The organism is Achromobacter mucicolens (assembly GCF_902859725.1).
GTDB classification, from domain to species: Bacteria; Pseudomonadota; Gammaproteobacteria; order Burkholderiales; family Burkholderiaceae_B; genus Achromobacter; species Achromobacter mucicolens.
Genome location: NZ_CADIJP010000009.1, coordinates 81,063 through 96,534, shown reverse-complemented (window position 1 = coordinate 96,534; position 15,472 = coordinate 81,063). Strand labels below are relative to the sequence as shown.

Genomic DNA, 15,472 nt, shown 5'->3' with positions numbered 1-15,472 from the left:
CCTGAATGACTGCTTTCACTATCGCTCCGATCGGAACCTGCCGCATCCATACGCCGCTGCGCGATGCCGTGGGCCGCTACCCGATCAAGCTTCAACTCGGCCGCAACTACGGTTTCGTGCACACGGCCGCCGAAGCGCTCCAGCAGGCCCGTTTCATGTTCGGCCAAAGCGACATTCCCGCCGACGTGCAGCGCCTGATCTTCCGTCCGTCCAATGGCGAGCAGGCTCGCCGCGGCACGCACAAGCCGGCCGACCTGTATATGGTCGAGCTGTCCTCGCGCAAGCTGCTGACCATTGACGGCCATCCCATCCAGTCCAATTACCTGGGCCGCTATTTCAGCGAGTTCTTCGCCGACCGCACGCGCACCCGCGCCTTCTGGTCCATGGCCGCCACCGACCGTCTGGCCGAACGCCGCGCGCAGCTCGATCAGGACCCGGTCTTCAAGAGCCTGAGCGCGGAAGACCGCGACCTGCTCGCCCGCATCGTCAAGCGTGACCAGACGGACGAGGAGATCGAGCAGGAGATGCGTCAGCTCGTCGAGCTGCTGGGCCGCGACAAGATCGTGTTTGTCACCCACGTGAATGCGCTCACGCCGGACAACGTGCCGATCGAACAGCGCCAGCAGCTGATCGCCGCCATTACCGCCGCCGCGCAGCGTATCGGGGTGCCGTGCTACGACCCGACGCCGCTCATGAACAAGATCGGCCAAGCCGAGGCGATGGAAGATGGCGGGCTGGACCTGACCCACTACACGCCGGTCTTCGCCGAGCGCCTGTACACGGACTGGTTCAAGAATTTCATCCGGCCGCGCATGAGCTCCTCGACCCCGCAGACCGCCGTGCCCAAGCTGGGCGCCGAGGAAAGCGTCGAGCGCATCGAGAAGCTGTGGGACTCGGGCGAACTGCGCGAAGCCTCGCGCCGTGTGCGCGACGTGCTGCGCCGCTACCCGGGCCTGCCGGATCACGTGGTGCTGTTTGCGCGCATCCAGGAAGAGCTGGGCGACTACGAAGGTTCGCTGGCGCTCCTGACCAGCGCTGACGGCACGCTGGCCTCGGGCAGCAAGGCCGAGCAGATCCTGATGCGTAACCAGTTCAAGCTGGGCCGCTACGACGTGGCGTACTCGCTGGCAGCCGGCCTGCTGGGCGACGAAATCGAAACGCCGGAAATCGTCCGCATCGCGGCGGTGTCCGCCGGCCACCTGGGCTATGTCGACGAAAGCCTGGGCAACTGGAAGCAGCTGTTCCGCATCAGCGCGCCGGGCGACGCCATGTCGCTGGAAGCGGCCGACACCGTGCTGTCGCTGTTGCAGACGGGCGGCGACATGGAAGCGGCGATTCGCTGGGTCCAGGAAGTCCGCGCGGCCAATCCCAGCTACGGACGCGGCTTCGCGGTCCTGTGGCGCGACCGCCTGCTGGCCGGCGACCGCGACGCGCTGCGCGATCTGGCGAGCGAGCAGCCCAAGCTGGAAGAGGGCGACGCGCTGGAATTGGTCAAGGAAGCCTCGTGGCGCGGTTGCATCGTGGCCGCGGCGACGCTGGCGGCCTCGTGCAACCTGGCCAAGAGCGAGCAGGAAGACATCAGCGGCTGGCTGCAGGCGCAATCGGCGACGTGGGCTGAAGAAGGCAACCGCGCGCTGGAGGAAGGACGCCTGCGCGATGCGGCCGAACGCATCTGCGCGCACCGTCTGCTCAACCCCGACGCGCTGACCGGCGCACGGGCGCAGCGTGCATTCGAACGCGCCATGCGCCTCGGCGCGCGGGCCGCGCTGGTGGCGGGCAACCACAAGGAAGTGATCGACCTGACCAACCTGGCCATCGACACGAACGTGGACTTCCCCGAGCTGCACGCCATGCGTGGCCGCGCCGCCGACGCGCTGGGCGACAAGAAGACGGCCATGCGCCATCTGGAAGTGGCCGCCGCCGGCGAGACCGCCCCGTTCAGCACGAAGCTGCACTTTGCCCGCGTGGCCTTCAATGGCGGCTGGTTCGGTGAAGCCATCGACGCCTACAAGGACGTGCTTGCCCATCCGGGCGCCGACCAGAGCGCCAAGGACGAGGCCGAGCGCCAGTTGGGCCGGCTTGGACCGCGCGCCATCCGCGGCGCCCGCGAGCTTCTGTCGAATGGCGATCATCAGGGCGCGTGGAAGCTGCTGGATCGCGTGGCCCAGTCGTGGCCCGGCATGCCGGAGGTCGATCACGAGAAGCGCCGCATCCTGGCCTATCTGTACGCCGAGGCGCGCGCCCTGGATTCGTCCAGCACGACCGAACGCCTGGCGCTGGGCGAACGTATCGTCTCGCTCGTGCCTGACGACCCCATCGGCCTGCGTCTGGCCGCAGTGGGCGCGATGCGTCTGCACCGGTTCGAACAGGCCCTGCCGTACTGGAAGACGCTGCAGGAGCGTTCCGAGAACCCGGCGCAATACGACAATTACATCGAGCGCTGCCTCGCGTGGATCGAAAAGATCAACCGGAGAAAGGCAGCATGAATCCGCCACTGATCACCGAGCGAGCGGACGCCAAGTCCGAACTTCAGCAAGTTCAAGCGCAGTTGGAGGAAATCGTTGCGGCATCGGTGCGGGTTCAAGTCGCTCAGGAAAACCTGGCGCGGGCCAAGGAGCTTGCCCGCGGCCACATGCAAGACTCGAAGGTCCGGTTCCTGCTGCTTCGCCTGCAGGAATCGGCGGGTCTGAACGAAGGCATGGCCGAGCAGTGGACGACGCTGCTCGAGGAATGCCCGGATGACCTGCAGATCGTGCGCTATTGCGCGACGCGGCTGGTGAAGGAGCGGCACCTGGACGACGCCATGGCGCTGGTCGACCGTCACCTGCCCGCGTCCACGACGAATCCGGACCGCCTGTTCGCGCGGGCCAAGCTGTTGAGCGACATCCGCGCGCACGAGCAGTCCGACGCGCTGTTCCGCAGCCTGATCTCGCAGCACACGGATCGCAACATGCGCGTGGAGTTCGCCAAGCGCCTGCGCAAGCGCGGGCTTCTGGCGGACGCCTGGGAGGCGATCGCGCCGGTGGCCAAGCACCTGACCCCAGGCAGCAAGGCGGCCGAGCTGGCCGAAGGGCTGGCCAGCGACTACGCGTTCTATCAGCGTTTCGAATCCGAGGAGGCCCTGGCCGGCAAGGACGTGCGCATCATTTCGATGAAGCACGCGATCCTGCATTTCCGCCATCGCAAGCTTGCCGAGAACACGCCGGAAAAGGCCGTGTCGGTGGCGCTGGTCACCGGCAGCCTGGGACCAGGCGGGGCCGAGCGCCAGCTGACGCGCCTGGCCGGCGAACTGACCCGTCTGGCCGCCTCGCCGGAACAGCAGCCGCCCGACATCCTCATGCGCCCCAAGAAGGTCGAGGTGCTGGTCAAGCAGCACACCGAACCGTCCGGCGTTTCAAAGAAGCAGGATGATTTCTTCCTGCCGGTGCTCATCAAGGCGCAGATTCCCGTCACGGAGATCAACCGCCTGCCGGCGATCTCGGTGGCGCACCAGGCCCTGCCCGAAGGCAGCCTGGGCCGCCTGCTGGAGCAGCTGCCGCCGCCCGTGCACTACGGCGTGACGCGGCTGGCGCCGGTGCTGCGCGCGAACCGGTTCGACGTGGTGAGCCTGTGGCAGGACGGCACGTGCCTGTTCGGCGCCCTGGCCGCGCTTCTGGCCGGCACGCCGACCATCCACCTGGTGTTTCGCGGCCTGCCGCCGAACATCCGCAAGGACCGGTTCCGCGAAGAGTATCCCGAGTTGTACCAGGCGCTGGCGCAGGTGCCCGGCGTGGTGTTCGTCAGCAACAGCCGCAAGGCCGCAGAGGCGTATGCCGAGTGGCTGGACCTGCCGCTCGAGCGCTTTCACATCCTGTACAACGGCGTGCCCGACCTGGCGACCGATGCGTCGGACGCCGACAAGGAAAAGTGGGAAGCCTTCGAGGCGCGCACCCAGGACGCCACGGAAACGATCGGCGGCGTGTTCCGACTGGAACCCGACAAGCGTCCGCAGCTCTTCATCAAGCTGGCGGCGCTTTACCTGAAGGAGCGGCCACAGGCGCGCTTCTTCCTGGTGGGCGACGGGCGCCTGCGCGAGAACATCGAAGCGCTGGCGCAGGAACACGATGTCCTGGACCGGTTGCTGCTGGTGGGCCTGTCGAACCACGTGGGGTTCTGGTATTCGAAGATGGACGCCAGCGTGCTGCTGTCGCGCTATGAAGGCCTGCCGAACGTCCTGATCGAGGCGCAGCTGTTGGGCGTGCCGGTGATTTCCACGCCGGCGGGCGGGGCAGAGGAGTGTTTCGTCGAGGACGAAACGGGCCACCTGCTCAGCGACGTCGATCACCCCGACATGCACGAGGCGTACAAGAAGGTCTTGAACATGGTGGATCAGGTGCGCAGCAATGCGGACCTGCGGGCACACAGCCGCCAGCGGGCGCAGAAGCTGTTCTCGCTGGATGCGATGCTGACCAAGTTCATGAGCATCTGCATGCCCGCCATGACCGAGTCCCAGAACGACGAGCGCATCGACGTGGCGCCCCAGCGCCGCATGCTGGCGTAATCGGCGGTTGTTCTTTTTCAAGTTGTTGACGCTGAAGGATCTTATGCAAATGAACGTCCCGGCCCTGGGATCGCGGCGACACGCGACCCTTGCCCTGCTGCTTCTGGCAGCGCTGACACTCTCGGGTTGCCAGCTCCCACGGTCCGGCCCGATGCTCAGCGAAATGACCGGCGCTCACGATGACAAGGACGTCATCGTGATGCCCGTGTCGCGTGAACTGGCGCAAAAGAGCAGGGTGCCCGACGTGGCCGACTTTCCTGTTCGATACCGCGATCTGACGCAAGCCGGATTCGACAAGCTGGTGCCGGGCGACGGCATCAACGTGCGCGTCTGGGAGCGCGGCGGGCTGGGCGTGTTTGCCACGGACCCCTCCGGCGTCAGCGACCTGGGCAACCAGGAGATCGATCGTTCGGGGCATGTCTCGTTCCCGATCATCGGCAAGTTCCGCGCCGAGGGCATGACGCTTGGCCAATTGCATGACGCCATCGTGGCGCGCCTGAGCAAGCTCGTGGTCGGCGCGGACGTCAGCGTCACGCGCGCGGCCGATGCACGCGGCCAGATGGTGACGGTGCAGGGCAACCTGACCAAGCCCGGCATGTACCCCATCACGCAGACCGCCCAGCGCCTGAGCAGCGCGCTGGCGCAGGCCGCGCCGGTGCAGACCAACCCCGAACAGCTCATCATCAGCCTGCGCCGCGACAACCAGGTCGCCTCGGTGCGGCTGGCGGACATCTACCGCAATCAGAACAACGACATTCTTCTGCGCTCGGGCGATGTCATCACCGCCTACGATGCCAAGGAATTCCTGACCGTGCTGGGCGCGGCCGGCCAGCAGGGCCGGGTCGAGATCAGCAAGCGCAACTACAGCGTGCTGGACGCGCTGGCCGATTCGCGCGGCCTGGACGACAAGCTGGCCGACCCGCGGTCGGTGTTCCTGTTCACGCCCGCGAGGGCGGGGGCCGAAGGCAAGCCGGACTTGCTGCCCGTCGTGTACCAATTCGACCTCACGCGGCCGGAGCAGGTGGCGCTGGCGCGCGAGTTCACGGTGCATGAAGGACAGGCGATCTATATCTCGGACGCGCCGTTCACGCAGGTGCAGAAGGTGTTGTCGGCCTTCCGCGTCACGATGAGCGCCGGCTTCAGCGCCACGCGGGCCATCGACAGCGATTCGGGCGGCGGTTCGACCGGCGTAGCCCAATAGCGCGTCCATGAGCGTCCATGAGTAACGAGGATCGGATCAAGGGCTGGCGCTCGCGCCGCAAGGAAAGCAACTACACGGTAGGGTCTGGCGTCGCCAACTGGCGGCTGGACCCGGCCGCGCTGTTCGAGGCCAAGGCCCCGCCGGCCGTGCTGTTCAAGCCGCTATTGGCCCGCCTGCAGGGCGAGCCGCACGACTCCGTGGCGGCGCGGCGGGCGGTGTACGAGGCCGTGCAGGCGGAGCTGGATGCCGAGATCGCGCGCAGCGCGGTCGACGAGTCCCTGGCCGATTTTTCGCGGCGGCGCCTGCGCATCATCGTGCGCCTCCTGGAGCAGGACATCCGCGCGGGCGTGGACGTCTTCGCGCTGGGCTACATGCCCGCCAAGCTGATCGCCGAGGACGAGCGGCTGGCCGCCGCGCATGCGCGGCGCGTGGAGCGGCGCAAGCAGGACGAAGCACGCGAAGCGCGCCGCCATGCGTCGCGCAACGACATCGCGCTGGAGATCGAGGTCCCGCAAAGCGAGGCGGGCGACCTGGCCATCCTGCGCGACCGGCTGCGCACCCTGCATGAAGGGCATTCGGACGATACGGCCGGCCACCGGCCGATCGGCCGCACGCTGATGGCGATGTTCATCTATCAGCTGCGCGTGATGCACGGCGAGAGCCGCATTGCGCTGGTGTGGGCGCTGGTGGGCCCCGTGGTGCTGCTGACCCTGATTTCGTCGCTGTACATCCTGATGGGCACGCACTACATCCTGGGCATGGACGTGCAGACGTTCTCGCTACTGGGTGCGACGACCTGGATCATGTTCCGCCAGATCGCGTTTCGCAGCAGCACGGCCTATGTCTCGGCCCGTGGCCTGTTGAACTTCCAGGGCGTCACCCCGCTCATGTGCGCGCTGGTGCAGGCCATGATCTATGTATCGGTGTACCTCGTGGTGTTCGGGGTGCTGATCAGCGCGGGCCATGCGATCGGGCTCATCACGCTGCCCAAGAGCTGGGCCGGCTTCATCCTGTTTGTCGTGCTGATGGGCGTGGCGGGCGCGGCGATGGGCGTGCTGTTCGGATCGATCGCGACGTTCTGGCATTTTTTCCTGCGGCTGGCGCCGATCATCGAGCGCTTCCTCCAGATCTTCGCGGCCGTGTTTTTCGTGTCGGAGCAGTTTCCGGAGCAATTGCGGCCGTGGTTGCTGTGGTCGCCACTGGCGCACGGCATGCAGTTGCTGCGCTCGGCGTACTTCCAGGCGTACGAGTCGCACGACGCCAGCCTGGGTTATTTCCTGACCTCGCTGGTGTTCATGATGGTGATCGCCCTGGTGGCCGAGCGCCTTGCCCGTCCCAATGTCCAGCCGATGTGAGGGTGACCAATGATCCATCTCAATGGCGTAACCGACGAACCCTATGCCTTCGGCAGCAGACTGCCGCTGCTGGCCAACGCCACGCTCGACATTCCGGCCGGGCGGTATGCCTTGCTGTCGCCCGCGCCGGAAATGCACCGCCAGCTGGTGGACGTGCTGTGCTGCCTGCGACCGCCGCGGCAGGGTTTCGTCAAGCACGACGGCAACGTCTCCTGGGCGATTGGCCGCCAGGGCTTCATCCGCGGCAAGGCCAGCGGCCTTGCCATGATCGATTTCGTCAGCGAGATGTACGAGATCGATCCCGACGCGACGTACGAACTGGTCGCGGACCTGATCAGCGATCCCAAGATGCTGGCCAAGCCCATGGAGCATTGGCCGCTCTACGTGCGGCAGGAGTTCTCGTTCGCGCTGGCGCTGGCGCCCGCGTTCGATGTCTACGTGATCGAAGGAAGCATTCCCTTCGAGCCTTGCCGTTTCACCCGGCTCTGGCTGGCTCTGTTCGAAGAGCGGCTGGTGGGCCGGACACTCATTTTTTCCAGTTATCGCCAGAATCAGTTGGCGGATTATTGCTTCAAAGGCTTGATCTATGAACGAAGCGCGCTCAGCATCGACGACGACCTCGACCAGTGCCTCCGCAGGTATCCCCCGCGACGATCTCGGAGCGACTCCGGCACAGGCGACGACGTCCTCGGAGGCGGCTTCGACGAAGGCCAGCTCGGGTTCTGAGGGCGGATCCGAGATCGAACGCCGCCGCCGAGAGCGGCAGTCGGCGCTGCGCGAGCGCCGGCGCCATCGCTGGGTCAACGCGCTGATCGTCCTTGTGCCGGTGGTGCTGGCGCTGATCTACCTGTCCTTCGTCGCCACGCCGCGCTACGAGGCCGAGTCGCGCTTTTTCGTGCAGTCGGCGTCCAACCAGCAGGGCGGCGGGGGCGCGGCGGCCAGCCTGCTGACCACGGGCAACTCCGGCGGCATGCTGGGCGGCTTCGTGGACGGATGGGCCGTCGCGGACTTCCTGAAATCGCGCGACAGCATGCAGCAGCTTGACCGCAAGGTCGGCCTGCGGCGTTACCTGATGAACGACGGACTGGATCCGCTGAACCGCCTGGCCGAGGACTCCAGCGAAGACGATCTGTATCGCGCCTATCAGGCCTCGGTGCACGTCTCGTTCAACGCGCTGGAGCAGATCGATGTGCTGCGCGTCAGCGCGTTCTCGTCGGAAGACGCGGCCACGCTGTCCAAGGCGCTGATCGGCCTGGCCGAGGAATTCGTCAGTTCGATGAACGAGAAAGGTGTGGCCGACAAGCTGAAGGTAAGCGAAGAATCGGTCAAGCTGGCCGAGGAAAAGGCGTTGGCGGCGCGCGATGCGCTGACGACCTGGCGCACCAAGCACGGCAACATCGATCCCAGCGCAACGGTGTCGATGCTGCTCAACCTGTCCAGCCAGCTGGAAGGCGAGCTGAGTACCGCGCAGATCAACCTGGACAAGATCCGGGCGCTGGATAACAAGGACCATTTCATGCTCAAGCCTGCGCAGATGCAGGTGGCGGCGCTGAAAAAGCGGCTTGCTTCCGTGCGCCAGCGCCTGAGCGGCGACGGCAATACGGAAGCCAAGCAACTGAAGGAATACGAGGCGCTGCGCAATGCCCAGGTGTTTGCGGATTCCAATCTGACGCTGGCGCAGCAGTCGTACCAGCAGGCGATGACGGACGCGCTGCGCCTGCAGCGGTATCTGTCCATCATCGCGCAGCCGGTTCCGACCGACCGCCCCAGCAGCCCGCGCACCGGAATTCTGCTGTTGCAGGCCCTGGCGCTGGGATTTGTGCTCATGTTCATCGCCCGCGTCGCGATGGCTTTGTTGAGGGGGCTGCGTCATGGTTGATACGGTCGTTGGAAACTGCACGCCGCAAGTCGGCGCCGAATCGAAGGACGCCACGGCGCGCCTGCGTGACGTCATCGGACAGATCCGCGCCTCGGCAGACCCGGCGCGCGACATGACCGCGCTGGAGCCGGCGCTGCGGCCGGCGAAGGATGGCTGGCGCGAGGTCCGGCGCCTTCTGGTGTCGCCTTACGTGAAGGAGGGCAAGCTGGCCCCCGCCGTCGCGGCGCTGGAGACGCTGGTTGCCGTGTATCCCGAGCGGGCCGACGACAGGCGCCTGCTCGCCAGTCTGCTCGGCCGCCTGGAGCAATGGGACAAGGCCATTGCGCAGGCGGACGCCGCCGCCGGCATCGAACCCGGCAATGCGTCGCTGCATGCCGCGCGCATCCAGCTGCGCGTTCAGGCGGGGCGCGTGCCCGAGGCGGCGGATGTCGCCCGCACGACCCTTGCGCTTGCCCAGAGCGCGCCGGAAGATGCGTATTCGTGGCTGATGGCCTTCGTGCGCAACGGCGACGTTGCCGAGGCAGCAGGCATCGCGGCAGCGCTGGACCCGGACAACCTGCCCAATGAGCGCGTGGCCACGATGGCGGTGCGCGCGCTGCTGGCGGACCGCCGCAACGCCGCGGCCATTCGTCTTGGCGACGCCGCCTTGCGCGCGGGCCACGACTGCGCGGCGCTGCGATCTTCGCTGGGGCTGGCGCATCTGCGGCGCGGCACCGAGGAAGATCGCAAGACGCATGCGCCGGCGCACTTTGAAGCGGGCCTGAAGGCCGCGCCCGACGACGTGCGGCTGCTGACGCTGCATGGCGAAACGCTACTGCGCGCCGGGCGCTACAAGGATTCCGTGGCGCCATTGGCGCGCGCCATCGAACTGGCGCCCGAACTTGAGCAGACGCGGGGCCTGTATGCCCGGGCGCTGCGCTACACCTTGCAGTACGACGCGGCGGCCGAGCAGATGATGTTCCTGTTGAAAAAGTCGCCGGACAACCTGCTGTGGCAGCGGTCCGCCATTGGCGCGCTGTCGCAGGCCGGGCGCAAGGACGAGGCCGAGGCGCTCTTCGAGCAATATGTGGCCAAGCGCGGCGCGCGGCTGCCGGAGACCTTCCAGGAAGCGTTGGCGCGCATGGAAGCGCAGCTCGACACCGCACCCATTCCGCAGGCGCGATTGGACTGGGCCTGGTCGATGCGCGGCGACACCAGCCTCGACCGCGCCACGTGGGAACGCCGCGCGCGCTGGGGCCACATGATCGACCATCTGCTGTTCGATTGGCTCGAATGCCGCGAGGAACGCGTCGAAGAGGCGATGGCCATGCTGGGTGAGCTGGATACCGGCGAGCGCTTCTTTGCGCCGCTGCTTGCCGCCGGCCGCGGTGTCGTGGTCGCCACTGCCCACGTCGGGCCGATGTATGCGGGCTTGATGGCCCTGGAACTGGTCGGCATCCCGTCGCGTTGGCTGGCGTCGGCGCCCAGCATCGCCCGCAGCAGCTACGCCGAGGCGCTGATCTCGACGGCGGACCAGACCGAAGCGCAGGTGGCCAAGGCCTGCATGCGTGCAATCAACTCGGGATTCGTGCTGTGCCTGGCCATCGACGGCGCGGCCAATCCCGCCGCGCCGCGCACGACGTTCGAAGGCCAGGACGTCACCTATTCCGGCTTTGCGGCCCATCTGGCGCACCGGATGGGCGTGCCGTCCGTGTTCTACGCGCCGCGCTGGGAGAACGGTCAGGTGGCCTACACGCTGGAAATGCTGCCGGCCGCCAATCCGGGCGAGGAGGCCGACGCCTACGCGCAGCGCTGGCAGAAGGCGTACTTCGAGCGGCTGCGCGAGCACCTTGCCGGCCCGCCGGAAAACCTGCGGCTGAGCGGCGGCATCTGGCGTCACGTGACGGCCGCGGATCCGTCCGCGTGACGCACAGGGAGCGATTTGTGATGCGACTTCAAAAGACGATGATGATCTGGCTGCTGGCGCTGGCCGGCCTGCATGGCGGCGCCGCGGCCGCGGCCGAGCAGTGCCGGACGCCGGACGAGCACTGTCCCTTCGTCTCGGCGTTGCTGGCGCAGCGCGAAGGGTATGGGGCCAAGGCGACGGGTGGCCTGGGCGGCAAGTTCATTGAAGTGACCTCGGACCAGGACGCCGGCCCCGGCACGCTGCGGGCAGCGCTGGCGCAGGCCCGCAAGGGACCGACGTGGATACGCTTTGCCTCGGACATGACCATCGTCCTGAAGTCGCAGTTGCGGGTTCCGTCCAACACGACCATCGACGGCCGCGGCAAGCGGGTGGCCCTGATCGATGATGGCCTGGGCGTGTATGGCGCGAAGAACGTCATCCTGACGCATCTGACCATTGACGGGCGGCTTACCCGCCTCACGCAGGCCGTGAACGTGGCCAACGACAGCCGCGACGTGTGGGTCGACCATATGGATCTGTCGCGGATGTCGGATCGCCTGTTGAACGTGAAGAACGGCTCGACCGACGTGACGATCTCGTGGACCAAGTTCCACAATTCGAACAAGGTGATGCTGCTGAACAACATCACGTCCAAGAACCTGTTCCAGAACTACGAGCGCGACTCGATTGCACGTGTAACGCTGCATCACAACTATTTCTTCAACACCGTGCAGCGCAATCCGCGCGCGCAGTTCGGCACCTTCCACCTGTTCAACAACCTGCTTGAGAACTGGGACTTCTATGGCATGAGTTTCAGCCTGGAGGCCAAGGCGCTGGTGGAAGGCAACATCTTCAACAACGATGCGCAGCGCAAGTGCGTGGAACCCGAGTTCTTTCCCACCGTGGAAGGCATCAATGTCAATTATTGTCGCTATATCCCGATTGCGCCGGCGCGCAGCGCATTGGAAAATGGCGACTCCGATCGCGGGGCCTATGAAAGGCGCAAGGAGGATCACGGGTACACTCGCGACTTCAAGGCGTTTCTGCGTCTGAAAGACAACCTGTACCTGGGCGATGCGAAGCCGGTGTTGCAGGATTACCGCCCCGAGTCGGCGCCCACGCCGCCGTATTGTTACGGCTACGAGAAGGCGACGCCCGAGCTGGCCGAGAAGATCCGCAAGTTTGCGGGCAATACATCGGGCGATACGCCCCTGCCGGCCTCACGCACGGGTGCGGGTTGCCAGGCTGAAAGTCACCGGCCGGGGTCTTGATTTCAGAGTTTTCCGATTGCGCGCGGTTCTGCAAGAAAGCAGGATTTCGTGCGAGATTTCACCAAGTGAGTGGCCATGGCCGATGTCGTCGTATTCGTTCGTAGCAAGTCGCGCTACGGCGACCAGATAGTGGCGTATCCCGCGCTGTATCAAGTCAAGAAATTGTGGCCGGACAAGCAGGTGCGCGTTGTGTCCCGATTTGCCGTCGAGGACTTCTATACGCAGCTGCCGTGGGTGGACCAGTTCGTCCGCGCGGACGCGTTCGGCGATCAGGTCCGGGCGCTTCCGCGGCGCGCCAGCGCGTCGCTGACCCTGCATCATTCCAGCGAGCGCTTTGCCCTGATCAACCTGCTGCGCCGTCCCCCGATGCGCCTGGGCTTCAGCAACCGCCGCCTTGGCGACTGTGTCTGGACGCATTCGCACGTCAAGGACATCCGCGAATACATCGGCCTGGCAAACCTGCGGCTGCTGTCCACCGTGCAGCACCACGACCCCGAGGTCATCGCGCGCCAGTGCTTCCTTGAGATCGCACAGCCCTGCGCGGACAAGGTGCAACCGGCCGACATCGTCTTCATCCCGGGCGGTGGCGCAGGCAAGTTCAAGCGGTGGCCGGTAGAGCATTACGTTGCGCTGGCCGATCTGCTGCAGGCGCGGCTGGGCGGCGGGGCGACGTTCACGTTTGTGCTGGGGCCGGCTGAAGCGGCCGAGCGCGAACGCCTGCAAGCCCTGCAACGGGCGGACTTCCGGCTTGAGAGCTGCCGGCCCGTGGCCGAGCTGGTCGCGCTGATGCAGCACGCGCGCCTCATCGTCTCCAACGATTGCGGCCCCTCCCATATCGCGCAGGGCCTCTGTGTGCCCTACGTGGGCGTGTTCAACGAATCCAACCCCGAATGGTTCTGGGCCCGCGAGTACACGCGCGACGTCGTGCCCGAAGCTGGATTTTCGAATATCGATTCGATTGAGCCGGGGCGTGTGCTCCAGGCTTGCATGACGGTGTTGGACAAGTCCCCGCAGCGACCCGGGCTTGATCGGTGCGCCGCTTAGCCGGTCACTAGCCGATCACTAGCCGGCGCCTTGCGCGCAAGCGATAAAAAAAGGCCACCTGCGAAGGTGGCCTTAGTGCTTGGGCGACCGGGACGTCCCGGTCGCGCCGTCATCACACCCCGATCGGACCGCCGTCGGCACGGCGGATCACCACCGTGGACGAACGCGGGCGGACGACGCCCGTGGTGGCGACGGTGGCGTCATCGGTGTCGTAGGCCGGCCAGTTCACCGGATGCTGGATGTTCAGGAAGACGCTGGTGTAGTCCGGCGTGAAGGCAAAGCCGGTCACTTCGGCTTCGTTCGGTCCGATGAAGAAGCGGCGCAGATCGGCCTGGTTGGTCGCATTGATCGCCGGGCCCGTGCCGGTGCTGTTGGCCAGGGCGCCGGGGATCACGGCCAGCATCTGGTCATTGGTCGCGCGGGCCACGTCGTTGTTGCGGCCGCCGTCGATGCCGTTGTCGGTCTGGATCCACAGGATGCCGCGCGGGTCGAAACCCAGGCCGTCCGGGCTGGCAAGCTGGTTCAGCGCGGTCAGGCCGGAACGGTTGGTGTCGGCATCGGCGCCGGCGTTCGAACCGAACACGAAGATGTCCCACTTGAACTTGGTCGAGCCCGGCTCGTCGTGCCAGCGCACGATGTGGCCGTTGACGTTGTTCAGGCGCGGGTTGGCCGGGTTGGTGCCGCGGCTGGCATTGCGGCTGGTGTTGTTCGTCAGCGTCAGGTAGATGTCGCCGTTGGTCGGGTGCGTGGCCGTCCATTCCGGGCGGTCCATCGGCGTGGCGCCGACGAAGTCCGCTGCGCCGCGCGTGTTGATGATGATGTTTTCCAGGCTGCCGAATTCGTCGGCCAGCGTGCGGCCGCCCGCGCCCACGGTCGTGCCGACGAGCGGAATCCATTGGCCCGTGCCGTCGGCGTCAAAGCGCGCGACGTACAGCGTGCCCTTGTCCAGGTACTTCGCGCCCACGGCGAGGCGGTCGGTGCGCTCGGCATCCTTCGGATCCCACACGGCTTCTGACACGAAGCGGTAGATGTATTCGAAGCGGGAATCGTCGCCGCTGTAGAAGGCGAGCGGCTTGCCGGCTTCGGGCATGGCGTAGGCGCAGCCTTCGTGCGCGAAGCGGCCCATCGCGGTGCGCTTGGTGGCGATGCTGTTTTCGTTGAACGGATCGATCTCGACCAGGTAGCCGAAGCCGTTGACTTCGTTGCGCCAATCCTGCGTGAAGTCTGCGCCGGTCTCGGTGACGTTAAAGCGCGCGAACTCGCCCTGGACTTCCAGCGGATCGTTGGCGCCCGTTTCCCATTGGTAGCGGCCGGCGGTATCCGGCACGCCGACGCGAAGCTGGTGCGCGGGTCGCGTGCCGGTGTTCACGAAGCAGGCGGCCCAGTTTTCTTCAGCGGTGATGTACGTGCCCCACGGGGTGAAGCCGTTGCCGCAGTTGTTGTTGGTGCCACGCACCATCGTGCCGGTGGGCGAGTACGGGGTCTTGACCCAGTCCGTGCCGCCGACCGGGCCGGCCAGCTTCATAGGCGTGGCCGACGTGAAGCGGCGGTTGTAGCGCGAATTGTGAACGATGTTCCAGCGGCCGTTTTCCAGGCGCACGTGCAGGATCGCCACGCCGTGCGCGTTGATCTCCTTGCGGATTTCCTCGATGGGACGCACGCCTGCGACGTTCGTCGGGCCGTTCGGGTGCAGCGCGCCCTGGTCGATGTATTCGTGGTTGATCGCCAGCAGGCCTTCGGTGGAGCTGCCATTGATCGGGAAGAAGTGCATGCCGTCGTGGTGCATGCCGGTGGAGTTGAGCAGGTCCGTCGAGCTGTTGTTGCCGTTGCGGTCCCAAGGATTGGCGTTGTCGTTGAACGGCGTGCCCCACGGCGCGAACACGTGGGCGGTGTAGCCGGCCGGCACGACACAGGCGTCGGTCATGGAGGTCGGCAGGGACTCGAAGCCGAGCTTGATCGGGGCGGCAGGCTGCTCGCCGCCGGGCACTTCGGGCGCGGGATTCTGGCCGCCGTTGCCGGCGTCGTCGTCATCGTCGTCGCTGCCATTACAGCCGGCCAGGCCCAGGCTGGTCATCGTCGCGAACGCGGCGGCGATGCCGCCGCGCATCACCATGCGGCGGGACATGTTCTTTTCGAGGATCTCGCTGAACGGGGTGCTCTGGCTGGGGTTGCGGACAGTCTTGTCGGAGATGGACTTGCTCATTGGAACTCCTGGCTTTGGGTCTGATGCCCGATGGGGACGAGCAATACTAGAAGTCCGAAATGAAAGGTTAATGACAGTGCCCTGAAATTGAGGC

The 15,472-nt window shown here is 66.1% G+C and carries 10 protein-coding genes; 9 read left to right on the top strand and 1 reads right to left on the bottom strand.

The genetic code is table 11. The features are described 5' to 3' along the window. Positions 1-5 precede the first annotated feature (5 nt). The 9 genes from HV786_RS13230 (at position 6) to HV786_RS13190 (ending at position 13,175) form a co-directional block, all read left to right on the top strand. The gene (locus HV786_RS13230) at positions 6-2,486 is read left to right on the top strand and encodes a hypothetical protein (protein WP_128829407.1); all 2,481 of its coding nucleotides are present in this window, start codon (positions 6-8) and stop codon (positions 2,484-2,486) included. Next, positions 2,483-4,540 (top strand): glycosyltransferase, encoded by a 2,058-nt coding sequence (locus HV786_RS13225; protein WP_056319979.1) that lies wholly within the window; start codon positions 2,483-2,485, stop codon positions 4,538-4,540. Before HV786_RS13230 ends, HV786_RS13225 begins: the two co-directional genes overlap by 4 nt. Positions 4,541-4,583: 43 nt before the next feature. Then, on the top strand, positions 4,584-5,741 hold the full coding sequence (locus HV786_RS13220) for a polysaccharide biosynthesis/export family protein (RefSeq protein WP_056320018.1): 1,158 nt from the start codon (positions 4,584-4,586) through the stop codon (positions 5,739-5,741). Positions 5,742-5,758: 17 nt separating this feature from the next. Beyond that, complete coding sequence (locus tag HV786_RS13215; RefSeq protein ID WP_062838988.1) at positions 5,759-7,096, top strand: ABC transporter permease; 1,338 nt, start codon at positions 5,759-5,761, stop codon at positions 7,094-7,096. Between the two features lie 9 nt (positions 7,097-7,105). Continuing rightward, a complete protein-coding gene (locus HV786_RS13210; protein ID WP_056319973.1) occupies positions 7,106-7,822 on the top strand; it encodes a hypothetical protein in 717 nt (238 codons plus the stop codon). 121 nt (positions 7,823-7,943) lie between these two features. Beyond that, on the top strand, positions 7,944-8,975 hold the full coding sequence (locus HV786_RS13205; RefSeq protein ID WP_158216737.1) for a KpsE/RkpR family capsule polysaccharide export protein: 1,032 nt from the start codon (positions 7,944-7,946) through the stop codon (positions 8,973-8,975). Further along, positions 8,968-10,881, top strand: a complete 1,914-nt coding sequence (locus tag HV786_RS13200) for a tetratricopeptide repeat protein (protein ID WP_175211052.1) — start codon at positions 8,968-8,970, stop codon at positions 10,879-10,881. The genes HV786_RS13205 and HV786_RS13200 overlap by 8 nt, the downstream gene beginning before the upstream one ends. 20 nt (positions 10,882-10,901) lie before the next feature. Then, positions 10,902-12,131, top strand: a complete 1,230-nt coding sequence (locus tag HV786_RS13195) for a pectate lyase family protein (RefSeq protein WP_128829490.1) — start codon at positions 10,902-10,904, stop codon at positions 12,129-12,131. Between the two features lie 75 nt (positions 12,132-12,206). Then, positions 12,207-13,175, top strand: coding sequence for a glycosyltransferase family 9 protein (locus tag HV786_RS13190; RefSeq protein ID WP_128829406.1), 969 nt, complete (start codon positions 12,207-12,209; stop codon positions 13,173-13,175). A gap of 112 nt (positions 13,176-13,287) precedes the next feature. Here HV786_RS13190 and HV786_RS13185 read toward each other — a convergent pair whose 3' ends face one another. Next, positions 13,288-15,378 (bottom strand): PhoX family protein, encoded by a 2,091-nt coding sequence (locus tag HV786_RS13185; RefSeq protein ID WP_128829405.1) that lies wholly within the window; start codon positions 15,376-15,378, stop codon positions 13,288-13,290. Positions 15,379-15,472: the final 94 nt, after the last annotated feature.